18 protein-coding genes are annotated in these 25,066 nt (G+C 71.0%); 10 read left to right on the top strand and 8 right to left on the bottom strand.

Annotation, left to right across the window (positions count from 1 at the left end; all coding sequences use genetic code 11):
* Window positions 1-53 precede the first annotated feature (53 nt).
* On the top strand, window positions 54-3,701 hold the full coding sequence (locus ACWEVP_RS22365) for a hypothetical protein (protein WP_452064495.1): 3,648 nt from the start codon (window positions 54-56) through the stop codon (window positions 3,699-3,701).
* 183 nt (window positions 3,702-3,884) lie between these two features.
* Here the strand turns inward: ACWEVP_RS22365 and ACWEVP_RS22360 are convergent, their stop codons facing one another.
* Window positions 3,885-5,450: a DUF4139 domain-containing protein gene (locus ACWEVP_RS22360; RefSeq protein WP_452064494.1), complete on the bottom strand. Its 1,566-nt coding sequence runs from the start codon at window positions 5,448-5,450 to the stop codon at window positions 3,885-3,887.
* Between the two features lie 83 nt (window positions 5,451-5,533).
* Between ACWEVP_RS22360 and ACWEVP_RS22355 the strand changes: the two genes are divergently transcribed.
* The 3 genes from ACWEVP_RS22355 (at window position 5,534) to ACWEVP_RS22345 (ending at window position 9,449) form a co-directional block, all read left to right on the top strand.
* A complete protein-coding gene (locus ACWEVP_RS22355) occupies window positions 5,534-7,330 on the top strand; it encodes a Xaa-Pro dipeptidyl-peptidase (RefSeq protein WP_452064493.1) in 1,797 nt (598 codons plus the stop codon).
* A complete protein-coding gene (locus ACWEVP_RS22350) occupies window positions 7,330-7,977 on the top strand; it encodes a YdcF family protein (RefSeq protein WP_452064492.1) in 648 nt (215 codons plus the stop codon). Before ACWEVP_RS22355 ends, ACWEVP_RS22350 begins: the two co-directional genes overlap by 1 nt.
* Before the next feature lie 74 nt (window positions 7,978-8,051).
* Window positions 8,052-9,449, top strand: a complete 1,398-nt coding sequence (locus ACWEVP_RS22345) for an FAD-binding oxidoreductase (protein WP_452064491.1) — start codon at window positions 8,052-8,054, stop codon at window positions 9,447-9,449.
* A 1-nt stretch (window position 9,450) separates the two neighbouring features.
* On the opposite strand, the gene ACWEVP_RS22340 is transcribed toward ACWEVP_RS22345, so the two are convergent.
* Entirely contained in the window at window positions 9,451-10,092 is a 642-nt protein-coding gene (locus ACWEVP_RS22340) for a response regulator (protein ID WP_452064490.1), read from the bottom strand.
* Window positions 10,089-11,204 (bottom strand): sensor histidine kinase, encoded by a 1,116-nt coding sequence (locus tag ACWEVP_RS22335; protein ID WP_452064489.1) that lies wholly within the window; start codon window positions 11,202-11,204, stop codon window positions 10,089-10,091. The genes ACWEVP_RS22340 and ACWEVP_RS22335 overlap by 4 nt, the downstream gene beginning before the upstream one ends.
* A 96-nt stretch (window positions 11,205-11,300) precedes the next feature.
* On the opposite strand from ACWEVP_RS22335, the gene ACWEVP_RS22330 reads away from it, so the two are divergent.
* Window positions 11,301-12,155 (top strand): M23 family metallopeptidase, encoded by an 855-nt coding sequence (locus ACWEVP_RS22330; protein WP_452064488.1) that lies wholly within the window; start codon window positions 11,301-11,303, stop codon window positions 12,153-12,155.
* Between the two features lie 159 nt (window positions 12,156-12,314).
* Window positions 12,315-13,430, top strand: coding sequence for a DUF4192 domain-containing protein (locus tag ACWEVP_RS22325; RefSeq protein ID WP_452064487.1), 1,116 nt, complete (start codon window positions 12,315-12,317; stop codon window positions 13,428-13,430).
* Window positions 13,431-13,565: 135 nt separating this feature from the next.
* On the opposite strand, the gene galE is transcribed toward ACWEVP_RS22325, so the two are convergent.
* The 3 genes from galE to ACWEVP_RS22310 form a co-directional block, all read right to left on the bottom strand.
* Complete coding sequence (galE, locus tag ACWEVP_RS22320) at window positions 13,566-14,555, bottom strand: UDP-glucose 4-epimerase GalE (RefSeq protein ID WP_452064486.1); 990 nt, start codon at window positions 14,553-14,555, stop codon at window positions 13,566-13,568.
* Window positions 14,556-14,633: 78 nt separating this feature from the next.
* On the bottom strand, window positions 14,634-15,818 hold the full coding sequence (gene galK / locus ACWEVP_RS22315) for a galactokinase (RefSeq protein ID WP_452064485.1): 1,185 nt from the start codon (window positions 15,816-15,818) through the stop codon (window positions 14,634-14,636).
* Window positions 15,815-16,531, bottom strand: a complete 717-nt coding sequence (locus ACWEVP_RS22310; RefSeq protein WP_364445806.1) for a metal-dependent transcriptional regulator — start codon at window positions 16,529-16,531, stop codon at window positions 15,815-15,817. The genes galK and ACWEVP_RS22310 overlap by 4 nt, the downstream gene beginning before the upstream one ends.
* 113 nt (window positions 16,532-16,644) lie before the next feature.
* On the opposite strand from ACWEVP_RS22310, the gene ACWEVP_RS22305 reads away from it, so the two are divergent.
* The 4 genes from ACWEVP_RS22305 (at window position 16,645) to ACWEVP_RS22290 (ending at window position 22,853) form a co-directional block, all read left to right on the top strand.
* Complete coding sequence (locus ACWEVP_RS22305; RefSeq protein ID WP_452064484.1) at window positions 16,645-17,490, top strand: sulfurtransferase; 846 nt, start codon at window positions 16,645-16,647, stop codon at window positions 17,488-17,490.
* A gap of 370 nt (window positions 17,491-17,860) precedes the next feature.
* Window positions 17,861-19,030, top strand: a complete 1,170-nt coding sequence (locus tag ACWEVP_RS22300; RefSeq protein WP_452064483.1) for an acetoin utilization protein AcuC — start codon at window positions 17,861-17,863, stop codon at window positions 19,028-19,030.
* A 2-nt stretch (window positions 19,031-19,032) separates the two neighbouring features.
* Window positions 19,033-21,714 (top strand): bifunctional acetate--CoA ligase family protein/GNAT family N-acetyltransferase, encoded by a 2,682-nt coding sequence (locus ACWEVP_RS22295; RefSeq protein WP_452064482.1) that lies wholly within the window; start codon window positions 19,033-19,035, stop codon window positions 21,712-21,714.
* A gap of 2 nt (window positions 21,715-21,716) precedes the next feature.
* Window positions 21,717-22,853 carry a serine hydrolase domain-containing protein gene (locus ACWEVP_RS22290; protein WP_452064481.1) on the top strand — a complete coding sequence of 379 codons (1,137 nt, stop codon included), beginning with the start codon at window positions 21,717-21,719 and terminating at the stop codon, window positions 22,851-22,853.
* 18 nt (window positions 22,854-22,871) lie between these two features.
* Here ACWEVP_RS22290 and ACWEVP_RS22285 read toward each other — a convergent pair whose 3' ends face one another.
* Both ACWEVP_RS22285 and ACWEVP_RS22280 read right to left on the bottom strand, forming a co-directional pair.
* Complete coding sequence (locus tag ACWEVP_RS22285) at window positions 22,872-23,888, bottom strand: acyl-CoA dehydrogenase family protein (RefSeq protein ID WP_452064480.1); 1,017 nt, start codon at window positions 23,886-23,888, stop codon at window positions 22,872-22,874.
* Between the two features lie 9 nt (window positions 23,889-23,897).
* The gene (locus ACWEVP_RS22280; RefSeq protein ID WP_452064479.1) at window positions 23,898-25,058 is read right to left on the bottom strand and encodes an acyl-CoA dehydrogenase family protein; all 1,161 of its coding nucleotides are present in this window, start codon (window positions 25,056-25,058) and stop codon (window positions 23,898-23,900) included.
* Window positions 25,059-25,066 lie beyond the last annotated feature (8 nt).

Here is a 25,066-nt window from a genome sequence, read left to right as displayed (position 1 = left end):
TGTCCGTCGTGTTACAAGCGTCGGGTAGTTGGCCCGGCTGAAGGCTCGAGTGTTTGAACGCCGGCTCCGATATCGATCGCGGGGGGATGATGAGCGGGCAGGACGCGGCTTCTGGTTTCGAGTACCAATTCCTGAGCACCCTTTCGTTCACCTTGGCAGACCTGCACCACGACGACCGTTTCACCGCAGTGGTGGTTGATGCTCCCCTTTCCGAGGACCCTCGAGTTGACCAGGAGATCGTCGACTTCGCTCTGATGCGCGGGGAAGGTTGTCGGCTCGCAGCTCAAGTGAAGGGCGGAGCTCCAGGAAGCTCGATGAACGCAGCTGACGCCGCACGCGTTCTGCTTCGATTGCTGACGCAGGACGCTGAGCGGTACGCGCTCATCACGAACCGACGAGCCGGTTCCGGACTCCTCGAATTGGTGGACGTTCTGAGGTCGGGCGATCCACGGGAAGGGCTGGCAGCGCTTCTGTCCCGCTCTCCGAAGGTTGAGGCTGCTGTCGTGTCGGCGGGACCGGAGTGGGCCGAACGCCTGGGGCGGGTCGACATCGTGATCGACGATCGGTCGATCGACGAACTCCGAACAGCCGTGCGTGAACAGGTGCGAAACGCACGCCGCAAGTTCAAACCCGAAGGCGCCAGTTGGGACGCCGCTGGTCTGCTCACCGGTTACCTCGTTGCTGAAGTACTCGCCAGAGCCGCGAGTCGCGAGGGGACGACGTTGGATCGGGCGTCGCTCGAAACAGCACTGCGAATCGATCGTGAGGCGCTTCGGTCTCTGATGCACGAGCGTGACTGGGCTGTGCCAGTCACGCCCGTACCGCGTGCAACCGACGTAGCGCGACCGGAAGTACTGATCGAGATCGGACGCACTCTGCGTACACCGGTGGCCGACGTTTCGGCTCCCGTGTGCGTGCTCACGGGACTATCCGGAATCGGAAAGACCGGGATCGCCACGGCCTGGCTTGAAGACCGAGCGGACTCCTACGACTGGGTGCTCTGGATCGAAGCTGCCAGTCCCTCCCGCATCGAGGCGTCGTTCGTCCAGGCGGCGGCCCGGCTGCTCCAGGGTGAGCGTGGTGTGGAAGAGACTGCCCGAGATGCGGTGCACGGGGTGCTGGCGCGGTCGGCCAGACCTTGGCTCATGGTGTTCGACAACGCGCCCAGCTTGCGTGAGATCAGGGACTGGCTACCAACCAGCGGGTACGGTCATGTTTTGGTGACCACAGTCGATCCGACCGCCGTGACCGGTCCGGGCACCGCGTCTGTCAGCTTGACGGCGATGACAGAGGACCAGGCCGTTACCTTGCTAAGCGTGCGCCTGCTGGCGGACCGCAGCGCCACCAACGACGAGGTGGACGTTTTGCGTGCGCTCGCCCGACGCCTGCAATACTGGCCACTGGCCCTCGAGATCGCGGCGGCTTACCTTAACGACTGCCTCGGTGGCATTATTGGGGTCGAGTCGTATGAACAGTTGCTCATGCGTTCGTTGGCCGACGAGCAGTCGGTGCCGCCTGGCTATCCGCATACACTCGTGCGGGCTATCGAGTTGGCCTTCCACCGCATGGCCGAACAACCAGAACAAGCGGATCGCATCGCCGTCGCGGCTCTACGGCGTGCCAGCTTGTTCGCACCTCGCGGTATACCGCTCCACCTACTGCTGAGTGCATGCATGCTCGAACCGCGTTCGTTGGTCGAGGACGGCGTTGAGCGAGGCCCCCGTGTGTTCGGCGGAGTTGATCCCCCTCTGGGGGAAATCGTTCGGGCGATGCGTCGTCAGTCGCTCGTCGTAGTTGACACTGCGCTGGGGGGTGAGAAGGAGCGCGTGCCGATGGAATCATCTGGGTTCACCATCGCCATGAACGAAATCGTCCAAGCCATAGTGCAGAATGAACTGCGAAGTAGTGATGATTTCGATCGCGCTCTGGCGACGGTGGCATTTCATGTTCAATATTGGCTTTCGTGCTTCATGGACGAAGAGGATTATTCCATCGCGTTGGCGCTGGCCTCGCATGCTGTCGTAGTCGCCGAGACTGCGTTGGAGGTCGAGTTGCAAGACTACAGCGTCGCTTTGCTGCTGGGAAATACTGCGCGGATGCTTGATATTGCGGACTCGCACTCGTTGGCTGCCCATTACCTTCGTGCCGAATTGCGCATCCTTGATCGTTGCGAGGGTGATCAGGCGGTTCTTCGGATACAGACTGCCGCAAACCTGGCGTCCGTCCTGTATCAAGGTGCGCTTCGGCCGCGAGAGGTTGCTGACGATATCGCTGATGCGCTCGAGGTGTTGATCGCGCAGCTTCCGCGAGCGTACGAAATTGACCCGGAAGTCACCGCGCACACCGTTCGTAATGGGCTGCTCGCTGTTGTCAACTTGATCCTCGACGGCGGGGTATTCGCCGTCCGCATCGAACAGCTTCGGGTCGCTCTTGAGCAATACAGTGTGATGATGCCGATCGTTGACCGACCTGATCTCGGTCGTGAATTAATGCAAATTCACTCGCTTGTAAGAGATGGCGAATATGGTGAAGTGATCGATCGGGTCAATGTCCTTCTTGAGGCTTCGGGAATCGTTGGATTGGAGCGTCCTCAACTGTATCGAATCCGGCTCGAATGCAAGGTCTGGCTTCAGGATTGGGATGCGGCGAAACGTGAATTGCAACCGTTTATTGACATGGCCACTGCGGGAAGCCTGCGCGGCGACAATGCTGCCCACCTAGCCCGGAACGTTTCACTTGCGGCGCTGCAGAATCTGAAAGTATCTGATGGTCCAGCCGCTGAAATAATGAGCGGCGCCGTCGAGGTTGCTGATATCTATGAAGCTAGTGGTGGAATCCTGCAGGCGCACGACAAGGTCATGGTCGAATTGTTTCGCGGCATTCGCTCGGTCCTGGCTGGCGAACCTGATCGTGTGCGACAAATGCTGATGCGATTTGACAGGGTTGAATTGGATCGACAAAACTACCTGATTGGATACTTGATTCATGGTTTGCTAAATCGGTGGATAGAAGTCTCTTCTTGCTGGTCGTCATCCGGGGTGCAAGCGACGCCTGCTGGAGTTCGTCAACCTTCTTTAAGTGAAGAAGATTTCATGGGTTCGGTGGTGGTCATACCCGTTTCCTGGAGGCCGCTCATGGCAGTGGCTGCCGCCCAGGCGTACGTGGGAGTTTCCTTCACTGCAGACGGCTACCTGGGTGCTGCTGTCGATATTGGGCGTGCACTCGACCTGTTGGGATTTCCTGCGCAGGTTGTATCGACTCGCTGCACGTTGCGTCTGGCGCGAGATCAAGACGAAGTGCTTCTCGAGCAAGACCCGCACTACGCGATCTTCTGTCCGCAATTCGAGCGTCTCGTCGACCCGGGGATATCGGGTCTGGCGTCTTCAACCGATGCGCTGCCAAATCCCACGAAGGCGTCCCCTGTTATCGCGCAGGTCGGAAGCTCGGAGCGGTTCCACGCCGGACCTGTCGGTGTACTCACCGAATATGGGGTCTTGGTCGGGTACGACGAAGTTCGGTCGCTTGCGAACATGGGGTCAGCCTCGGACGTGATTGGCCCGCAATCATCCTCTGCGGCATTTTTGATCGCGTTCAAGGCGCTGCTTGCCTTGGCCGCCTGTCAGGACGCCAGTTCTCTCGTCGCCGCGCACCCGACTCTGGTGGACCTCATCCCCTTGGCTGATTCCGGTACCTCACACTGAGTTATCATCGAGTGGCATCGACGCCGAGTTTACCAATGCGGGCCGACTGGCGACCGGGATGTGGAAAACAATAGTGCTCGGAGGTGGCGAATCGGATTGAGCTACTCGTGCACGCTCGCAATGCGAGGAAACGTCGATCCACACCGAATCAGTACGCCGAACGCATTGAGCGGCGGGCACGGCTCACTCCCGCCAGCCCGTCAGCTCCACGCCCTTCGCGACATCCACCCGGTAAGACAGCTTCACTGCACCGGTCTCACCCGCCGCCAAGGTCAACTTCCACGCGAACTCGCCCAGCTCCGAAGTCTCCACCGGCTCCGGCGACGCCTTCACATCCCGGACCGTGATCCCGTCGTCCCGCGAAACCGGCGCCTGATCGAGCACCGTGACCACAGCCTCCCGAGGCCCGTGGTTCCCGACCGAGATCTTGTACTCGGCCTCACGCCGCTTCTGCCCCGACAACGTCGCCCTCGAAGCCGTCCGCCGCACCAGTTCACGCTCGATCCGGATCCGGTCGTCGACCCCCAACGCCAGCTCCAGCTCCTCCCCAGGAGCCCAAGCCTCCAAAGAAGTAGTCCCAACGAACTCCGCGTCATGGAACACCGAAGCCCGCCCCGGCCGCAAAGCGAACGACGACGTGTTGACAACTGTGGCCCGCAGGTACGCCTCCTCGGCCAACACCGGCGCGGTGACGTACCCCAGCGAGGCCGTGAGATCCAACTGCGCCAACGTCGTCCGGTGCCCCTGGGCCCCCGACGGCACCGCCACCGGACGCGAAGGCCGATACGTCACCGCCGTCGTGCCCTGCTCGACCGAAGCCAACTTGGGTGCCATGGGCGCGGCAGCAGCGGTGAAACTCCGAAGACGCGCTCCCTCCGGGATCCCGCCACCCGAACCGCCGTACGCGGCCGCCGGAAGTGCGGGCCCCCCGGGATTCGGGAGGACGCGGTCTAGGTACCACGGCGAAAGTTCCGGCACCACCACCGACACCGCCGGCCGCGCGGTCGACAAAGCGAGTTCGCACTCCGGCCAGTCTTCGCCCGTGTGCTGGCTGACCAGCCCGTACGACATCACCGTGACGTCCGTGCCGCGAACCCGGACGTCGTACCCCGGCTCCCAGCTCGCCCCCGGGACGACATAGGACAGTTCCAGCTCCGCCGAAGCGGAAGTGTCCGAGATCTCCAGCTCCACAACCACCGAAGTACTGTCCTCTTCGGACCGCGCGCTGTGCGACTCGATCCGCCGATCCAAAGCAGTGAGGTCCTCCCGCAGCCGCGTGATCCGGTCGGAAAGCACTCGACGGGCCTTCAACGCCGCGGCCAGACGCGAACTCAGCGCATCGGTGACCTCGGCGACGCGCGACGGCTCGGCGGTCCCCGCCGCCAGCGCCTTCGCGAAGCTGCCACCACTGCGCTTCGCGAGCGAAGTCAGCAGATCCACCTTCATCGCTTCGGCCGCTTCGTCGTCCACGACGCCGTCGAGCGTCGCCTGGTCCGCACGCCGCTGCTCCACCAGAGCCCGCAACGCGGTGTCGGCCGGGGACGCGTGCCGCTCGGTGCGGATGTCCACGCCCGCGATCAGCGCGGGGCCGGTGCCGGTGACGCGGACCGAGCCGGGGTCGAGCGACAGGGGAAGCCCGGCGAACGTGACGCGCGGACCCCCGTCGAGCGATACGCGGCCCCGGCGGGTGATCCGGGCCTGCTGCGGGTAGACGGTCACGGCGGCGATCGGCGCTTCCACGGTCGGCATGCCCCCGACGTTAGTCTCTTGACACTCCCGCGGCCGGAACGGAAGTCTCGACAGTCGTCCGCTTCGCCCGGCTTGGGGGTTTGATGAAAGCCGCAGTCGTGCTCGCCGCCGTCCTCGCGCTGCCGCTCACGGCGGTCGCCGCCGAAGCCGCGCCGCCCGCCCCGGTCTTCACCGGCGGCCAGGCCCAGCCGGTGTTCGACCCGGCCGACGTCGTCCGCGAAGACGTCTGGGTCACCGCGCCGGTCGACAGCGACCACGACGGCCGAGACGACCTCGTGCACGCCCAGGTCGTCCGCCCGCGCGCGACGCAACAGGGCCTGAAGGTCCCCGTCGTCTACCAGGCCAGCCCGTACTACGCCGGCGGCAACGACATCGCGAACCACGACGTCGACGTCGAGCTCTACGCGCCCGGGTACGCCCGCGGCCCGGAAGGCCCCCGCGTCGCCGCGCACGGCGTCGGCCCGGCCACCCCGATCACCTGGCGCTACCAGGACTACTTCACCGCGCGCGGGTTCGCCGTCGTGTACGGCGAGTCGCTCGGCAGCGGCCTCTCGACCGGCTGCCCGACCACCGGTGACGTCAACGAGACGATCGGCGCGCGCTCGGTCGTCGACTGGCTCAACGGCCGCACCGCCGCGAAGGACGCGAACGGCGTCGCCGCGAAGGCCGACTGGAGCACCGGCAAGACCGGCATGATGGGCGTCTCCTACAACGGGACGCTGCCGAACGCCGTCGCGAGCACCGGCGTCGAGGGCCTCGAGACGATCGTGCCGATCGCCGCGATCTCCAGCTGGTACCAGTACTACCGCAACGACGGCGCCGTCGTCGCGGCCGGCGGCTACCAGGGCGAGGACGCCGACGTGCTCGCCGAGTACGTCTACACCCGGGCCGACCGGCAGGTCTGCCGCCCGGTGATCGACGGGCTGACCCGCGACCAGGACCGCGTGACCGGCGACTACACGCCGTTCTGGGACGTCCGCAACTACCGCAACGACGTCGCAAAGGTGCACGCGTCGGTGCTCGCGGTGCACGGCCTCAACGACTGGAACGTCAAGACCGACCAGGTCGCCGAGTGGTACGACGCGCTGAAGGCGCACGGCGTCGAGCACAAGATCTGGCTGCACCAGTCCGGCCACGCCGACCCGTACTCGCTGCGGCGCGACGTCTGGCTCGCGACGCTGAACAAGTGGATGTCGCACTACCTCTACGGCATCGACAACGGCATCCAGAACGAGCCGAAGGCGACGATCCAGCGCGAGGACCTGTCCTGGGTCGACGAAGCGGACTGGCCGGCGCCGACGACGGCCGAGGTCCGCGTCTACCCCTGGCCGGGCGGCAAGTCGAAGGGCACCATCGACACGCGCAACCCGGTGCCGGGCACAGCGGCCGTCGAGACCCTCGCCGACGACTCGTCGAAGACGATCGAGCAGCTGGCCGGCCTCGCGTCCTCCGGCAACCGGCTGCTGTACGCGACTTCGGCCGCGAAGCAGTCCGTACGCCTCTCCGGCACCGCGCGCGCCGACCTGGCGCTGGCGTTCGACCGGCCCGCGGCTAACGTCTCGGCGATCCTGCTCGACCGCGCTCCCGACGGCACGTCCCACATCATCAGCCGCGGCTGGACCGACCCGCAGAACCGCACGTCCCCGGCCCGCACCGAGCCGATCACGCAGGGACAGACCTACCGGATCGGGGTCGAGCTGATGCCGAAGGACTACGTCCTCGCGGCGGGGCACCGGCTGGAGTTCCTGCTGGCGTCGAGCGACCACGACTACACGCTGCGGCCCAAGCCGGGCGCGGGGCTGGCCCTCGACCTGACGAAGTCGTCGGTGACGCTGCCGGTGACGGGCGGCAAGCCGGCGCTGCGAGCCGCGTTCGGCTGATGCTGCCGGAACACCTGGACGCCGATGTCCGCACGTTGTGGGAGTACCACGACCTGCGGCACGAACCCCGGCGTTCCGACGTCGGGATCGGGCTGGGCAGCCGCGATCCCGGCGTCGCCGTCCACACCGCCGAGCTGTTCCACGCCGGGCGCTTCCCGCTCGTCGTCTTCACCGGCGCCAACGCGCCGACGACGGTGGACCGCTTCCCGCGCGGCGAAGCGGTGCACTACCGCGAAATCGCGCTGGAGCTGGGCGTGCCCGACGACGTGATCCTGGTCGAGCCCGCCGCCCGCAACACCGGCGAGAACATCGCGAACACCCGGCGGCTGCTGGCCGGGCGGGAGATCCGGTCCGTGACGCTGGTGACGCGGCCGTACCAGCAGCGCCGGGCCTACGCGACGGCGAAGCGGCTCTGGCCGGGCGTCGACGTCGTCTGCGCGTCGAAAGCGGCCTCGTTCGAGGACCACGTCACCGGGGAAGAGGACGTCGACCGCGTCGTCAGCATGCTCGTCGGCGAGACCCAGCGGATCACCGAGTACGCGGCGCGCGGCTTCGCGATCCCGCAGCCCGTCCCGGCCGGCGTGGAACGGGCGTTCGGCAGGCTGGCCGCGGCGGGCTTCACGCAGCGTCTCCTCCCGCGCGGCTGAAGATCACGCACTGTAACGATCTTTGCAGGTCAGGCGACTTATGGGGGCTCTGTCCGTTGTGAGAGGAAACCGCCATGACCTCGACCGCCGAACCCACCTTGGCGAGCTTGCGCGCCCAGCTGACCGGAACTCTCCTCACCCTCGGCGACGCCGGCTACGACGTCGCCCGATCGGTGTGGAACGGGGAAATCGACCGCCGTCCCGCTGTCGTCGTGCAGCCCGCCGGGCCCGCCGACGTCGCGGCGGCGCTCGCGTACGCCCGCGAAGCCGGGCTGGACGTCTCGGTGCGGGGAGGTGGCCACAACTTCGGCGGCGCCGCGGTCGTGGACGGCGGCGTCTGCGTCGACCTCAGCTCCCTCCAGGCGATCAGCGTCGACCCGGAGCGCCGGACCGCGCGCGTCGGCGGCGGGGCGACCTGGGCGCAGGTCGACGCCGCCGCGCAGGAGCACGCGCTCGCGGTGCCCGGCGGCACGATCAGCCACACCGGAGTTGGCGGCCTCACCCTCGGCGGCGGCTTCGGCTGGCTCACCGCCAAGCACGGGCTGTCCTGCGACAACCTGCTTTCGGCCGAGGTTGTCACCGCCGACGGCGAGGTCCTGCGCGCGTCCGCCGAGGAGCACCCCGACCTGTTCTGGGCGCTGCGCGGGGGCGGCGGCAACTTCGGCGTCGTCACCGAGTTCGAGTTCCGCCTGCACCCGGTCGGCCCGATCGTCCACCTGGGCCTGTTCTTCTGGGCGGCCGAAGACGGGGCGGCCGCGCTGCGCCACGTCCGCGAGGTGCTCGAGACGCTGCCGGCGGAGATGGGGACGCTGGTCGCCGGGCTCAACGCGCCGCCGGCGCCGTTCGTCCCCGAGGAGCACCACTTCCGCCCCGGCTACGCCCTGCTCATCGCCGGTTTCGCGGGGGAGGAGCAGCACGCCGAGGCGGTCCGGCCGGCGCGGTCGGGGCCGGCGCCGCTGTTCGAGTTCGTCTCGCCGATCCCGTACGTCGAGCTGCAGCGGATGATCGACGACTCCGCGCCGTGGGGCATCCTCGGCTACGAGAAGGCGGTCTACGCCGACGGGTTCAGCGACGAGGTCATCGAAGTCATCGCGGACCACCTGCCGCGGAAGACCTCGCCGATGTCGATCATGCCGATCTTCCCGATGCGCGGCGCGTACCACGCGGTGGACGACGAGGCGACGGCCTTCGGCGGCTCGCGACGTCCCGGCCTCGTCATCGGCATCTCCGCGGTCGCCCCCGAGCCGGAGGCCTTCGCGGCCGACCGGGCCTGGGTGCGGGAGTTCTGGACGGCGCTGACGCCGCTCGCGGCCAACACGGGCGGCTACGTCAACTTCATGGCGGACTACGAGGAGGACCGCGTCCGGACGGCCTACGGGCCCGCGAAGTACGAGCGGCTCGCGCGGATCAAGGCGCAGTACGACCCGCGGAACGTGTTCCACCACAACGCGAACATTTCGCCCGCGGGATGAGTCAGTCCGCGATGCCCGCCCGGTAGGCGAACGCGACCGCCTGCGCGCGGTCGCGCAGCCCGGCCTTGGTGAACAGGTGGTTCACGTGGGTCTTCACGGTCGCCTCGCTCACCACGAGCGTGCGCGCGATCTCCGTGTTCGACAGGCCCGCCGCGATCAGCCGCAGCACCTCGATCTCGCGGGCGGTCAGGCCTTCGACCTCCTTGACCCGCCGGGGCGTGCTGCGGGTGGCGGCTTCGACGAGCCGCCGCTGCAGCTCGCCGTCCACTGTGGACAGCCCGGCGGCCGCCGAGCGCAGGGCCCGCGCGATGGTTTCGGCGTCGGCGTCCTTGGTGAGGAAACCTCGGGCGCCGGCGCGCAACGCGGCCAGCAGCGACTCGTCGTCGGCGTAGGTGGTCAGGACGACGACCTCGGTGCCCGGGTGCCCGGCGCGGATCCGCTCGGTGGTTTCGACGCCGTCGCAGCGCGGCATCCGCAGGTCGACCAGGACGACGTCGGGGTGGTGCTCGGCGACGAGGTCGAGCGCGGCCAGGCCGTCGCCGGCGGCGCCGACCACCTCGACGCCGGGCAGCAGCCCGAGCAGCGTGACCAGGCCTTCCCGGACCACCGCCTGGTCGTCGGCCAGCACGACGCGCAAGCTCACGCCGGCACCGTCAGGTGAATCCGCCATCCGTCCTCCCCCGGCCCGCTGTCCAGGCGCCCGTCGAGCAGCGCGACCCGCTCGTTCATCCCGCGCAAACCGTAGCCTGCGGCCGGCGCGTCGGGCGGGCGCCTGCCCTGCCGGTCGGCCACGGTCAGCTCCACCGACCCGTCGGCGTAGTCCAGCGTGACGTCGACGTCGGCCTGCGCCGCGTGCTTGCGCGTGTTCGCCAGCGCTTCCTGCACCGCGCGAACCAGCGCGGTGCCGACCGCCGCGTCGACTTCGCGGGGCTCGCCTTCGACCTTGAGGTCCGCGCGCGCCCCGCTGTCGAGCCGGTAGGCGGCCAGCAGGTCGGCGATCGCGCGTTCGACGGGAACGGCGTCCTCGCGCAGCGCGGCCACGGCCTTGCGGGCCTCGGCGAGGCCGTCCGACGCCAGCTTCTGCGCCCGTTCGATCTGGGCGACGGCGTCCGGGCTCGCCCCGTCGCGCACCAGCATCAGCCGGGCGCCCTGGAGGTTCAGGGAAAGCCCGGCCAGCGAGTGCGCGAGCACGTCGTGCAGCTCGCGGGCGATGCGGGCGCGTTCGGCGAGGGCGGCCGCGCGGGCGTGCTCCTCGTTGGCGGTCTGGGCGCGGGCCAGCGCCAGCTCGGTCTGTTCGACCCGGGCGTTGCGCGTCCGCCGGTTCAGCCCCATCAGCACGATCACGGCGAGGACCGCATACGTCGACAGGGCGCTTTCCCAGTGGTCCTGGTGGGCCACCCAGGCCGCGGTGATCAGCGCGGCGTTCAGCACGACCGCCAGCACGGCCGGCACCGGGGACTGCCGCAGCACCACGAAGAACGTCGTGCTGAACATCGCCACCGTCGCCCAGCTGCCCGGCAGGGCCACCCACAGCGCGCCCGCGGACGCGATCACGGCGAGCGACAGGACCGCCGACGTCCTCCGGGCGCCGAGGTCGGCGATCCACGGCATCGGGATCGCGAGGACGAGGGTGGTTCCGATCAGGACCCAGGCGAGCGCGTTCGCGCGGGGCATCGCGGTGACCATCGGCACCGCGACGAGCCCCCAGCGCAGCCAGCCCTGCGCCGTGGGGAACCGGGGTCGTGGGGGCGTCATTCCGGGTGTCCTCCGCGGGTGCTTGTACGGAAAATGTACCGACGGGAGCTTCCCTTCGTGGAGTCAAGCTGTCCCGTTTGTCAGGAGGTAAGCCCCATGTCCAGGTTGCGACGGCTCGCCGTGTTCGCCGCCGCCGCGGCGCTGCCCGCGCTCGGCCTCACCCTCGCCGGCCAGGCACCCGCGTCGGCCGCGCCCAACTTCCAGGTGCCGTTCAAGTGCGGGGTCACCGTGACCGCGGCGACGTTCAGCGGCCACAGCCCGGCGTACTCGGTCGACTTCCAGAAGGACGGCATCACCGGCATGCCCGTGCTCGCCGCGGCGTCCGGCACGGTGACCCGGGTGGCCGACGAAGGCAGCACGAGCTACGGCAAGTGGATCGAACTGGACCACGGCGGCGGCTGGCGCACCCGGTACGCGCACCTGTCGGCCCAGGAGGTTTCGGTCGGGCAGTCCGTGGGCCTCGGCAAGGAGATCGGCAAGGCCGGCGCGACCGGCGGCGTCACCGGCCCGCACCTGCACTTCGAGGAGCGGCTGGACGGCGTGGTGCAGAAGGCGAAGCTGAACGGCGTCGCCGTGCCGTACTACGGCCACACGAACTTCACGAGCAAGAACAACTGCGGCGGCAACCCGTACTCCGCCGAAGAGGTCTGCGGCGACGGCTTCTCCGTCGTGGACCAGCAGGCGCTGGCGAACTCTTCGGGCACGGCGTACCTGCTGTACAACTCCTCGACCAAGGCGAACTGCGTGACGACGCTGAAGGCGACGTCGCTGGGCACGGCCAGCCCGGTCTCGGCGTTCCTGGAGGTCGAAGGTTCGGCGCGGGTGACCGACTCCGGCAGCTTCACCTACTACGCCGGGCCGGTGAAGAAGACCGCCGCCGCCACCTGCGTGAAGTGGGGCGGATCGGTCGGCAGCAACACCTACGAGAGCGGGTTCGAGCACTGCGGCTGAGGCCGTGGCGGTCGGTGGGGCCGGGCACCCTAGCCCGCCCCACCGACAAAAACCGCCGCCCGGGCGCCGTCCGCGGCGACTCCGTCCACATCGGCCCTGGCCATCCACAGATTCGCCGCCACCGCCCCAGCCGGGCCCGTCCTGCCCCACGCTGGAGGCATGACCACTTCCACCCCGGCCGGCCGGCCGCCGATCGACCTCCGAAGCCCCGCGCAGCTGCTGGCCGCGCTCCCGTACCTGATCGGGTTCCGGCCCGCGAACTCCGTCGTCCTCATCGGCCACCGCGCCGGCCGCGTAGGCCTGGTCCTGCGCGGCGATCTCCCGCACCCGGAAGACCGGACCCGGCAGGCCCGTGCGCTCGCGGCGAGGTTCGTGCTGTCGCCGCCGACGGCCGTGACGCTGGTGCTGATCGGCGGCGAGCGAAGACCCGGCGGCCCGCCACCGCACGCGGGTTTCGCGGCCGCACTGGCGGAGGCGCTCGACGAGCTCGGCATCCCGCTGTTGCACACGTTGTGGGCGGCGGACATCACCGGGGGAGCGCCCTGGAGTTGTTACACGGCAAAGGATTGCGCCGGTGAGCTCCCGGATCCGCGGGCGACGGTGACGGCGGCATGGGCGACGGAAGCGGGCTGGGTGGCGTTCGACAGCCGGGAAGAACTGGCGGCGCTGCTGGCTCCGCGGTCCCCGGAGGCCGTGGCGCGGCGGAACGCGTCGCTGTCCGGGATGTCGGCGTCGTCCTGGCCGGAACCGTCTTCCGTGGCCGAGGCGGCTTCGGTGATCCGGGCGGCGTTCGAGCGCCAACGACGGGGCGCGGGCCCGCCGACGGACGAGCAAGCGGTCTTGCTGGCCGGCGCGTTGACGCTCCCGGAAATCCGCGACGCGTGCCTGGGCATGGCGGTCCCGCCCCACACCCCGCAGGCTCGCGAGGCGGAGCGCATGTGGTTGACGCTGGTCCAGGAACTCCCGGCCCCGGAGCGAGCCGAAGCGGCAACATTGCTGGGCTACACGGCCTTCATGCGCGGCGACGGGGCGTTCGCGGGAATGGCCCTGGAGAACGCGCTGGAGGCGAATCAGGACCACGTGTTGGCCGGGTTGCTGAGAACGGTGCTGCAGCGCGGCATGCCACCCGAGCAGTTGCTGGGGCTGGCGCTGGCGGCGGATCCGGAAGGCCTGTCCGGGTTCGGGTTGGAGCCACCGGATTTCGAAGAGCCGGGTGCCGGCTCGCCGGTGAGTATCGCTTGTGGCTACGCGGAGTTCGTGGGAGACGAGACATGAGGGGCCTTCGCCACCCTGATCCCGCCGGCTTGCCTCGCACGGCGCCGTGACCGGTTCAAGCCGCGCCTGACCGTCGCCGGCCCGGCGGCGGTCAGGCCCGCGGCCGACGCCGGCCGCGGCCCGCCATCCGCGACCTCAGCCTTGAGCGCCGCGCCGGGACTGGGTGAACTCCCAGGCGTCTCGGACGATCCCCGCCAGTTCGGTCCGCTCCGGCTTCCACCCCAGGTCCTCGCGGGCCCGGTCGCTGGCCGCCACGAGCACCGACGGGTCGCCCGCCCGTCGCGGCGCCACCGCCGCCGGGATCGGGTGGCCCGTCACCTCACGGCAAGCCTCGATCACCTGCAGAACGGAGAACCCCGTGCCGTTGCCCAAGTTGTAGATCCGGTGCGAACCCGCCGTCGCGCTCTTCAGCGCCAGCAGGTGCGCGTCCGCGAGGTCCACCACGTGGATGTAGTCGCGGACCGCCGTGTGGTCCGGCGTCGGGTAGTCGTCGCCGAAGATCTGGATCTTTTCGCGGTCGCCCGTGGCGACCTGGAGGACGAGGGGGATGAGATGGGTTTCCGTGGTGTGGCGCTCCCCGAACGCGCCGTACGCGCCCGCGACGTTGAAGTACCGCAGGCTGACCGCGGCCAGCCCGTGCGCGGTGGCGAAGCTGGTGATCGCGGCGTCGATGGCGAGCTTCGTGGCGCCGTAGGTGTTGGTCGGCCGGGTGGGCGCGGACTCCGGGATCGGCGACTGCTCCGGCTCGCCGTAGGTCGCCGCCGTCGAGGAGAACACCAGGCGCGGCGTGCCGTGCTCGTGCATGGCCTCGAGCAGCCGCAGCGACGTGACGACGTTGCCTTCCCAGTACTTCGCCGGCTCCGTCATCGACTCGCCGACCAGCGACTTGGCCGCGAAGTGCAGCACGCCGTCGAAGCCCTCGCGCAGCAGGCTGCCCGCCACCTCGGCGGCGTCGCCCTCGATGAACCGCGCGTCCGGGTGGACGGCGTCGGCGTGGCCGGTCGACAGGTCGTCGACGACGGTGACCTGGTGCCCGGCCTCGATGAGCCGGGCGGCGCAGACACTGCCGACGTACCCGGCTCCGCCCGTCACGACCAGCTTCAGGGCGTTGCTCTGCTCCGACACGTCCAAGCCTTCCTGCCGAGGGTGATGACTGTGCTCCGCAGTCTTCCCCCTCGGCAGCGTGCGGGTCCGCCCGGGGTCTCAGACCTCGTCGCGGCCGGCGCCGCGCGACGGCACCGCGGTGAACATCCGCGGCCGCCGGTAGCCCGCCTTTTCGTACGCCGCTTCGACGGCCGCCTTGACCCCGTCCAGGTCGGCGTCGCGGACCAGCGCGATCGCCGAGCCGCCGAAGCCGCCACCGGTCATCCGGGAGCCGAGCGCGCCGGCCTCCCGCGCCGAGTCGACCGCGAGGTCCAGTTCGGCCGTGGAGATCCGGTAGTCGTCGCGCATGCTGACGTGCGAAGCGTCCAGGTACGGGCCGATGTCGGCCAGCCGGCCGGCGCGCAGCAGCTCCACCGTGTCGAGCACCCGCTGGTTCTCGGTGACGACGTGCCGGACGAGTGGCGCGAGGTCCTCGGGCAGCCGGTCGAGCGCCGCGGAGAGCCCCTCGACGGTGATGTCGCGCAGCGCCTTCACGCCGAGCAGCTCGGCGGCGCGCTCGGTGCCGCGGCGCCGCTCGCCGTACCCGCCTTCGGCGTGCGAGTGTTTCGTGCGGGTGTCCATGATCAGCACCTGCAGCCCGGCGTCAGCCAGGCCGAAGGGCACCTGCTCCTGCTCGCCGGAGCGCACGTCGAGGAACAGGACGTGGGACTCGGTGCAGCAGAGGGACGCCGTCTGGTCGAGCAGGCCGGTGGGCGCGCCGACGAAGTCGTTTTCCGAGCGCTGGACCCACCGCGCCACCTGGGGCCGCGTCGGAACGCGGTCGCCGGGTGCGCCGAGCTCCAGCCCGGCCAGGCCCAGCAGCGCCAGCGACACCGCGCACTCGAGCGCGTGAGAGGAGGACAGCCCCGCCCCCGACGGCACGTCCCCGGCGATCACCAGGTCGGCGCCGGCCGTGAAGCCCTGGTCGCGCAGCACCCAGGCGACCCCCGCCGGGTACGCGGCCCACCCGTCGACCGTGCCCGGCGCCAGGTCGGCGATCTTGAGCTCGCCGGAGCGCTGGAGCTGGCCGTCGTCGCCCAGGGTGGCCACGGACAGCACGCCGTCCTCGCGGGGTGACGCCGCGGCGGCCAGCCGGTGCGGCAGGGCGAACGGCAGCACGAAGCCGTCGTTGTAGTCGGTGTGCTCGCCGATCAGGTTGACGCGCCCGGGCGCGGACCACACGCCGGCGGGCGCGCCGCCGTGGACCGTGCGGAACGCCGCCACGGCCTCCGAAGCGGGGCTCACCTGGCCTGCGCCAGGACGGCGTGCAGCGCGGAGCTGGCGACCTGGGCGGTGGTCTCGCCACCGGTGACCTCGACGGTGCCGCCGTTGGCCTTGCCGATGGTGACCGTGCCGCCCGGCACGATGCCGACGGACTTGAGCTCGGTCATCAGCGACTCGTCCAGCTGGACGTGCTCGGCGATGCGCCGGATCTCGACGCGGCCGCCGCCGGTGCGGGCGAACTCGTCGAGCCGGACGAGGTCGGCCTCCGCGGGCGGGGCCGGGTCGCCGTCGCCCAGCTTGTCCAGACCGGGGATCGGGTTGCCGTACGGGGAGGTGGTCGGGTGGTCGAGCAGCTTGACCAGCTTGCGCTCGACGGCCTCGCTCATCACGTGCTCCCACCGGCACGCCTCGTTGTGCACGTGCTCCCACTCGAGCCCGATGACGTCGACGAGGAGGCGCTCGGCCAAGCGGTGCTTGCGCATGACGGCGATGGCCAGCTCGCGGCCGTGGTCGGTCAGCTGGAGGTGCCGGTCGTCGGCGACCACGACGAGGCCGTCGCGCTCCATCCGGGCGACGGTCTGGCTCACGGTCGGGCCGCTCTGCTGCAGGCGCTCGGCGATGCGGGCGCGCAGCGGAACGACACCTTCTTCTTCGAGCTCGTAGATCGTACGCAAGTACATCTCGGTGGTGTCGATGAGATCGTTCACGCTGTCCCCTTCGTCCGCGTTGCTCATCGTAGTCGTTGACCCCGACAGCGGCGGCGGGCCTTGGGGGTAACAACCCGCCGGTGACGGATATGTCCGCACCCCGGCGCGGCCGGGCGGGCGGCCGCTGGAAGATGGGAGGCATGCGTCCGCTGATCAGCACCACCGACCTCGCCGCAGCGCTGGCCGGCCCGGCCGGGGACCGGCCCGTGGTCCTCGACGTCCGCTGGCGGCTCGCCGGTCCGCCCGGCGCCGAGTCCTACCGCGAGGGCCACGTGCCCGGCGCGGTGTTCACCGACCTCGACCGCGTGCTCGCGGCCGAGCCGGGCGAGGGCGGCAGGCACCCGCTGCCCGACCCGGCCGACCTGCAGCGCGACCTGCGCGCCGCCGGCGTCCGGACGGGCGCGCCGGTGGTGGTCTACGACGACGCCGACGGCTCGGTGGCCGCGCGGGCGTGGTGGCTGCTGCGCTGGGCCGGCCACGACGAGGTGGCGGTGCTCGACGGCGGTTACGCTGCGTGGACCGCCGGCGGCCACCCGGTGAGCACGGAGCAGGTGACACCCGAGCCGGGCGACATCACGGTCCGGCCGGGCGGCATGCCGGTGCTCGACGCGGACGAGGCGGCGGCCCTGGCCCGCGACGGCTTGTTGCTGGACGCGCGCGCGAACCCGCGCTACACGGGCGAGACCGAGCCGGTCGACCCGCGGGCGGGACACATCCCGGGGGCGGTGAACGCCCCGTTCGCCGGCCACACGACCGACGACGGCCACTGGCGCACACCGGAGGAGCTGGCCGCCCGCTTCGCGGACCTGGGCCTGCGCCCGGGCGAGCCGGTCGGCGCGTACTGCGGCTCGGGCGTGACGGCGAGTTCGGTGGTGCTGGCACTAGAGCTGTCAGGCCACCCGGGCGCGGGCCTGTACGCGGGCTCGTGGTCCCACTGGTCCCGAGACCCGCACCGCCCAGCGGCGACGGGCGCCCTGCCCGGCTGAGTAGACGGGGACCGCGGCGAGGCCGCTGTCTGCGCCGGTAAGGCAGCTGGCGATGCCGCGGCGGGGCTGGCGGGACGAGTGCCGCGCTGCGCTGGCAACCCGCCTGGCCGGGCCGCGGCGGGTGGGCGTGCTGGTGAGGCGGCTGGCGGGGCTGCGGTCGATGGGCGGGGGGCGCCGGCAACTCGCCTGGCCGGGCCGCGGCGGAGCAGGCGCGGCGGCGATGCGCCGGCAACCCGCCTGGCCGAGCCACGGCGGCCCGCAGCCCAGCGCGCCGAGCCACCGCCGCACCGGCGAGCCGCCGCGGGTGGGCTACCCCGTGGCCCGCACTTCCGGTCCACGGATTCCCTCGATCGGCACTAGAGTCGACCGCATGTCGCCGGCCGTCGTTTGGGACTCCGCCCTTCTCGGTTATGACCTGGGTGGGGAACACCCGTTCAACCCCGTCCGGCTGGAGCTCACCGTCCGGCTGGCCACCGAGCTCGGCGTGCTCGACGGTGTCGAGCTCCTCGTCCCCAGCGCCGCCGGTGACGAGGAGCTCCTCCGGATCCACGCTCCCGAATACCTCGCCGCCGTGCGGGAGGCGCCGCTCGTCGGGTGGGATGTCGGGCATGGGCTCGGCACCGCCGACAACCCCGTCTTCTCCGACATGCACGACGCCTCCGCCCTCGTCGTCGGCTCGACGCTGCTCGCCGCCCGGAAGATCGCCGAAGGCGAGGCCACCCGGGCCGTCAACATCGCCGGGGGACTGCACCACGCCATGCGCGACCAGGCCGCCGGGTTCTGCGTCTACAACGACTGCGCCGTCGCCATAAGCTGGCTGCTCGACCACGGCTTCGAGCGCATCGCCTACATCGACACCGACGTCCACCACGGCGACGGCGTCCAGGCCGCCTTCTACGACGACCCCCGCGTCCTCACCATCTCGATGCACCAGCACCCCTTCACACTCTGGCCCGGCACCGGCTACTCCGCCGAAACCGGCCGCGGGAAGGCCGACGGGACTTCCGTCAACGTCCCGCTGCCGCCGCGCACCAGAGACCCCGGCTGGTTGCGGGCCTTCAACGCCGTCGTCCCGTCGCTGCTCGCCGACTTCGAGCCGCAGCTGCTGTTCACCCAGTGCGGCGTCGACTCGCACGAGGAAGACCCCCTGGCCGACCTCTCGCTCTCCGTCGACGGCCACCGCACCATCTACGCCACCCTCCGCGACCTCGCCGAGACCTACGCCGGTGGCAAGTGGATCGCCGTCGGCGGGGGCGGGTACCAGCTGATCCGCGTCGTCCCGCGGTCGTGGACGCACCTCATCGCCACCGTCCTCGACCGGGACGTCGCCCCCGCGACGCCGCTGCCGCCCCGCTGGGTCGAAACCGTCACCAAGGCCGCTCCGCACGCCGAACTCCCCAGCGCGATGACCGACGACCGCGAGACCGCTTTCAAGCCGTGGGGCGACGGCGCGGACGACCCGGTGGACGTCGCCGTCCGGGACACCCGCCGCGCCGTCTTCCCCCTGCACGGCCTCGACCCGGACGACCCCAGGGACTGACCATGGCCGGCCGGGACCCCTTCGACTACCCCCGCGACTGGGAGGCCGACGTCGTGCTGTCCGACGGCGGCACCGTCCACCTGCGCCCGATCGTGCCCACCGACGCCGACGGCCTGGTCGCCTTCCACGCCAAGCTGTCCGAGCGCACCCGCTACTTCCGCTACTTCGGCGCCTACCCGCGGATCCCCGAAAAGGACCTGAAGCGGTTCTCGACCGTCGACCACCACGACCGCGTCGCGTTCGCCGCGTTCCTCGGCGACGACATCGTCGCGGTCGGCCGGTACGAACGCCTCGACGACGGGCCGTCGGCGGAGGTCGCCTTCGTCGTCAGCGACGCCCACCAGGGCCGCGGGCTCGGCTCGATCCTGCTCGAACACCTCGCCGCGGCCGCGTCCGAATGCGGGCTGCGCCGGTTCGTCGCCGAGGTGCTCGCCGAGAACGCCGCGATGGTGCGCGTGTTCCGCGACGCGGGCTACCAGGTCAGCCGCGAGATCGAAGAAGGCGTGCTGCACCTGGAATTCGACATCGACCCGACCGAGGAGTCCCTCGCGGTCGCCCGCTCGCGGGAGCAGGCCGCCGAGGCGCGCAGCGTGCACAACCTGCTGCACCCGACGTCGGTCGCGGTGATCGGCGCGTCCGCCGAGCCGGGCAAGGTCGGCCACGTGGCCTTCGCGAACCTGCTGGCCGCCGCGTTCACCGGCACCGTCTACCCGGTCAACCCGGAGCACCGCTCGGTCCGCGGCGTCCGCGCGTACGCGTCGGTGCTGGACATCCCCGACCCGGTCGACCTGGCCGTCGTCGCGGTGCCCGCCGAGTCCGTCGAGTCCGTTTTGGACGCTTGCCTCGCCAAGGGCGTCAAGACGCTGCTGATCCTCTCCAGCGGCTTCGCCGAAGCCGGGCCGCACGGTTTGCACGCCGAGCTGCGGCTGGTCGGCGAGGCGCGGGCGCACGGCATGCGCGTCGTCGGCCCGAACGCCCTCGGCGTGCTCAACACCGCACCCGGGATCCGGCTCAACGCCACCCTCGCGCCGCGCCTGCCCGTGCGCGGGCGCACCGGGTTCTTCTGCCAGTCCGGCGCGCTGGGCACCGCGATCCTCGCCGACGCCGAATCGCGCGGCCTCGGCCTGTCGACGTTCGTCTCGGCGGGCAACCGCGCCGACGTCTCGGGCAACGATCTGCTCCAGTACTGGGAAACCGACCCGGACACCGACCTCGTCCTGCTGTACCTCGAATCCTTCGGCAACCCGCGCAAGTTCGCGCGGCTGGCCCGCCGCCTGGCCCGCACGAAACCGATCGTCGCGGTGAAGTCGGGGCGGCACGCGGTCCGCCCGCAGCTCGCGGCGACGTCCACGGAGATCGACGAAGCCAGCGTGCAGGCCCTGTTCGAGCAGGCCGGCGTCGTGCGCGTGGAATCGCTGGCGCAGCTGTTCGACACCGCGCTCGTGTTCGCCCACCAGCCGCTGCCCGCCGGGCCGCGGATCGGCATCGTCGGCAACTCCAGCGCGATCGGGCTGCTGGCCGCCGACACCGCGCGGATGCAGGGGCTGCGGCTGGCGTTCGACCCGGTCGACATCGGCCCGCAGGCCGGCCCGGAGGACTTCGCCAAGGCGGTCGGCGAGGCGCTGACGTCGCCGGACACCGACGCGCTGGTCGTCGTGTTCGCCCCGCCGGTCGCGATCCCCGGCACGGCGTACGCGCGCGCCCTGCGCGAAACCGTCGTCGAACTGGGGCAGCGCAAGCCGATCGTCTCGACGTTCCTCGCCGCCGAGGGCGTCCCCGACGAACTGGCCGTCTCGACCGAAGACGGCGTGCCGACGCGCGGCTCGATCCCGTCCTACCCGAGCCCGGAACGCGCCGTGAACGCGCTCGCCAGGGTCGTCCGGTACGCCGCGTGGCGGCAGCGCCCGCAGGGCACGCTGGTGCGGCCGGCCGGGATCCACACCGAGCAGGCGCAGGGGCTCGTGCGCGAGCTCCTCGAAAACGAGAGCGGCAAGACGACGCTGCTGTCCGACACCGACGTCGTGCGGTTGCTGGGCTGCTACGGCATCGACGTCGTGCCGTTCCGCGTGGCGTCCACAGTGGACGAAGCCGTCGCCGCGGCGGCCGAGCTGGGCTACCCGGTGACGCTCAAGGCCGTCGACGAGCGGTTGCGCGGCCGCCCCGATCTGGCGGGGGTCCGGCTCGACCTGGCCTCCGAGGACTCCGTGCGGACCGCCTACGAGACCCTGCGCGAGATCTCCGGCGACGACGACGTGTACGTCCAGCGGATGGCGCCGAAGGGCCTGTCGTGCGTGATCGGGCTGCAGGACGACCCGTCGTTCGGCACGCTCGTGTCGTTCGGGCTGTCCGGGCTGGTCAGCACGCTGCTGGGCGACCGCGCGTACCGGGCGGTGCCGCTCACCGACGTCGACGCGGCCACGCTGCTGCGCGAGCCGCGGACGGCACCGCTGCTCACCGGCTACCGCGGCGACGAGCCCGCCGACCTCGCCGCCCTGCAGGACATGGTGCTGCGCGTCGCCGCGCTGGCCGAGGACAACCCGGAGGTGCGGTCGCTGGTGCTCGACCCGATCCTGGCGTCGCCGGACGGCGCCTTCGTCGCCAACGCCCGTCTCGTGCTGGGGCCGCCGCCGTCGCGGCCCGACACCGGCCCGCGGCGCCTGCGCGCCATCAACCCCCTGGACTGACCATGCCGACCTTGACCGAGGTGCTGACCAAGCACATCGAGGACGTGCCGGGCGCGGTGGCGCTCGTCGCGCACGGCGAACGGGTCGAAGCGGCGGCCGTGGGCTCGGCCGACGCCGAGGGCACCGTGCCGATGGCGCGCGACTCGCTGTTCCGCATCGCGTCGCTGACCAAGCCGATCGTCGCGGCGGCGGTCCTGCTGCTCGTCGACGACGGCGAGCTCGCGCTGGACGACCCGATCGCGCGGTGGCTGCCGGAACTGGCCTCGCCGGTGGTCGTGCGGACGCCGGCCGGGCCGGTCGACGACGTCGTGCCCGCCGTCCGCCCGATCACGGTGGCCGACCTGCTGACGTTCCGCTGCGGGTACGGCCTCGCGGCGGACATGACGCTGCCCGCGGTCGACCTGCTGCTGCAGGTGCTGGGCCACCCGGCGGCGGCACCGCGGGCGCTGGCGCCGGACGAGTGGCTCGCCGCGCTGGCCCAGGTGCCGCTGCTGCACCAGCCGGGGGAGGCGTGGCTGTACGACACCGGCTCGGACATCCAGGGCGCGCTGATCGCGCGGGTGGCGGACCGGCCGCTGCCGGAGTTCCTGGCGGAGCGGCTGTTCGAGCCGCTGGGCATGGCCGACACCGGGTTCGCGGTGCCGACCGCCGCGCTGGGCCGGTTCACCAGCGCGTACCGGCCGGCCGAGCGCGGGCTGCGGCTGATCGACTCGCCGGAGGGCCGGTGGAGCAGCGCGCCGGCGTTCCCGTCCGGCGCGGCGGGCCTGGTCTCGACGGCCGACGACCTGCTCAAGTTCGCCCGGTTCCTGCTGGACGAGGGCACGGTCGACGGCCACCGGCTCCTGACGGCGCAGTCGGTGCACGGGATGACGACCGACCACCTGACCCCGGCCCAGCGCGAGGCCGGGCGCCTGTTCCTGCACGGCCAGGGCTGGGGCTACGGCGGCTCGGTCGACGTCCGGGCGACGCGGCCGTGGGAGGTCCCGGGCCGCTACGGCTGGGTCGGCGGCGCGGGCACGGCCTGGCACCTCCACCCGGCGACGGGCACGGTCACGGTGTTGCTGACGCAGGTGGAGATGACGAGCCCGGAGCCGACGCCGCTGATGCAGGAGTTCTGGCAGTACGCCGCCGAGCGGTGACGACGCTCGGGCCGCCGGTCATCCGGCCAGCAGGTTCCCGAGCGCCAGCAGCTGCGGGGTGGCCGGGCCCAGCTCGAATTCGAGGCGTTTCGCCGCGGTGAAGTAGCGGTGCACCTCGTGGTCCACGTCGATGCCGACGCCGCCGTGGACGTGCACCGTCGTGTGCGCCACGCGGTGTCCCGCTTCCGCGGCCCAGAACTTGGCCGTGGCCACCGCTTCCGCGGCCGGCCGGTCCGAAGCCAGCTGCCACGCGGCCTGCGTCGACGTCAGCCGGACCGCCTCGACGTCGACGTAGGCGTCCGCGAGGCGCTGGCGGACCGCCTGGAAGCCGCCGATGACGTGGTCGAACTGCTTGCGCTCGGCCGCGTAGGCCGCCGTCAGCTCCAGGGCCCGCTCGACGACGCCGAGCTGCTGCGCGCACACCCCGACCGTCCCGCGCAGCCGCAGCCACTCGCCGATGTCGCCCAGTGGCGTCCCCGGCGCGCCGGACAGTTCCAGCAGGCACGCGTCCGCGTGGTCGGTCGTCTGCTGCGGCCGCACCGAGACCCCGTCCGCGGCCGCGTCGACCAGGAACACCTCGTCCGCGGCGGCGACCAGGAAGCCGTGGGCGAACGCGCCGAAGTGCACCGCGGACCGGGAGCCCGAAAGCACACCTTCCGAAGCCGTGAACCCGGACAGCGCCACCGCTAGAACGCGTTCTCCCCGCAGCACCGGGAGCACCCAGCGGTCCACCAGCTCCGGCGTGCCGAACTCGGCCAGCGCCGACGCCGCCATCGTGATCGACGGCAGGTACGGCACCGCCGCCACGGCGCGGCCGATCTCGGTGAGCACCGCGCACTGCTCCAGCAGCCCGAACCCGCCGCCGCCCAGCGACGACGGCAGCGCCGCGTCGAGCACGCCCGCCTGCCCCAGTGCCGTCCACAAAGGAGCGTCGAAGCCACCGGTGCCGTGCGGGTCGTGGGTGGCCTTGTCGGCGACGATCCGCCGGGTCAGCGCGGCGAGGTCGGCCGAGGCCTCGGAAGGGGTGAAGTCCATGAGACGCTCCTAGCGCGTGACGGGCAGGCCGAGGGCGGTCGCGGCGATCATGTCCCGCTGGATCTCGTTGGTGCCGCCGCCGAAGGTGAGGATCAGCGCCGACCGGTGCAGCCGCTCGATCCGCCCGGCCAGCAGCGCGCCCGGCGAGCCGTCGCGGACGACGGCGGCCGCGCCGAGCACCTCCATCAGCAGCCGGTAGGCCTCGATCGCGAACTCCGTGCCGTACACCTTCGTCGCCGACGCCTCCGCCGGCCCGAGCTCGCTCGCCGCGGCCGCCCAGGCGATCCGCCAGTTGCGCAGCTTCAGGTACTCCGCGCCGGCGTGCACCCGCGCGAGGTGCACCCGCACCCATTCCTGCTCGATCGCGCCGGTTTCCTTCGCCCACGCCAGGACGTCGGCGAGCGCCTTGCGCACCGGCGCCGACGACGTCAGCGCGACGCGCTCGTGGTTGAGCTGGTTGGTGATCAGCGGCCAGCCCGCGTTCTCTTCGGCGACGCGCGCCGACACGGGCACGCGCACCTGGTCGTAGTACGTCGCGCTGGTGCCCGCGCCCGCGACCGTGCGCACCTTCGTCCACGAGAAGCCTTCGGCCGACGTCGGCACGATCAGCATGGACAGCCCGCGGTGCTTCTTCGCGTCCGGGTCGGTCCGGACGGCGAGCCAGACGTAGTCGGCGTACTCGATCAGGCTCGTCCACATCTTCTGCCCGGTGACGACGTACTCGTCGCCGTCGCGCACCGCGCGCGTCCGCAGCGACGCCAGGTCGGTGCCGGCCTCGGGCTCGGAGTAGCCGATCGAGAAGTGCAGCTCGCCCGCGGCGATCTTCGGCAGGTAGAACGCCTTCTGCTCGTCGGTGCCGTAGCGCATGATGGTCGGCCCGACGGTGTTGACCGTGAGGAACGGGACCGGCACCCCGGCGATCGCCGCTTCGTCGGTGAAGATGAGCTGGTCGAGCATCGACCGGTCCTGCCCGCCGTACTCCTTCGGCCAGCCCAGCGCGAGCCAGCCGTCCTTGCCCAGCTGCCGGACGATCTCCTTGTACGCCACGCCATCGCCGTACTCGTCGCCCGCGCGGAGGCTTTCCCGCCGCTCGGGCGTCATCAGCTCGGCGAAGTACTCCCGAAGCTCCGCGGCCAGCGCGCGCTGCTCCGGCGTGTAGTCGATCCGCACCCGTCACC

It is taken from the genome of Amycolatopsis sp. NPDC003865, from assembly GCF_053605345.1.
The sequence above is the reverse complement of the archived record's forward strand: the minus strand, read 5'-3'. Positions and strand labels throughout refer to the sequence as shown.

Excerpts from the sequence above, each read along its gene's own strand:
- ACWEVP_RS22325 (WP_452064487.1), top strand. The coding sequence starts at position 12,315 with ATGACCACTTCCACCCCGGCCGGCCGGCCGCCGATCGACCTCCGAAGC.
- ACWEVP_RS22345 (WP_452064491.1), top strand. The coding sequence starts at position 8,052 with ATGACCTCGACCGCCGAACCCACCTTGGCGAGCTTGCGCGCCCAGCTG.
- ACWEVP_RS22310 (WP_364445806.1), bottom strand. The coding sequence starts at position 16,531 with ATGAGCAACGCGGACGAAGGGGACAGCGTGAACGATCTCATCGACACC.
- ACWEVP_RS22355 (WP_452064493.1), top strand. The coding sequence starts at position 5,534 with ATGAAAGCCGCAGTCGTGCTCGCCGCCGTCCTCGCGCTGCCGCTCACG.
- ACWEVP_RS22335 (WP_452064489.1), bottom strand. The coding sequence starts at position 11,204 with ATGACGCCCCCACGACCCCGGTTCCCCACGGCGCAGGGCTGGCTGCGC.
- ACWEVP_RS22300 (WP_452064483.1), top strand. The coding sequence starts at position 17,861 with ATGTCGCCGGCCGTCGTTTGGGACTCCGCCCTTCTCGGTTATGACCTG.
- ACWEVP_RS22290 (WP_452064481.1), top strand. The coding sequence starts at position 21,717 with ATGCCGACCTTGACCGAGGTGCTGACCAAGCACATCGAGGACGTGCCG.
- ACWEVP_RS22350 (WP_452064492.1), top strand. The coding sequence starts at position 7,330 with ATGCTGCCGGAACACCTGGACGCCGATGTCCGCACGTTGTGGGAGTAC.
- ACWEVP_RS22360 (WP_452064494.1), bottom strand. The coding sequence starts at position 5,450 with ATGCCGACCGTGGAAGCGCCGATCGCCGCCGTGACCGTCTACCCGCAG.
- ACWEVP_RS22305 (WP_452064484.1), top strand. The coding sequence starts at position 16,645 with ATGCGTCCGCTGATCAGCACCACCGACCTCGCCGCAGCGCTGGCCGGC.
- ACWEVP_RS22285 (WP_452064480.1), bottom strand. The coding sequence starts at position 23,888 with ATGGACTTCACCCCTTCCGAGGCCTCGGCCGACCTCGCCGCGCTGACC.
- ACWEVP_RS22330 (WP_452064488.1), top strand. The coding sequence starts at position 11,301 with ATGTCCAGGTTGCGACGGCTCGCCGTGTTCGCCGCCGCCGCGGCGCTG.
- ACWEVP_RS22295 (WP_452064482.1), top strand. The coding sequence starts at position 19,033 with ATGGCCGGCCGGGACCCCTTCGACTACCCCCGCGACTGGGAGGCCGAC.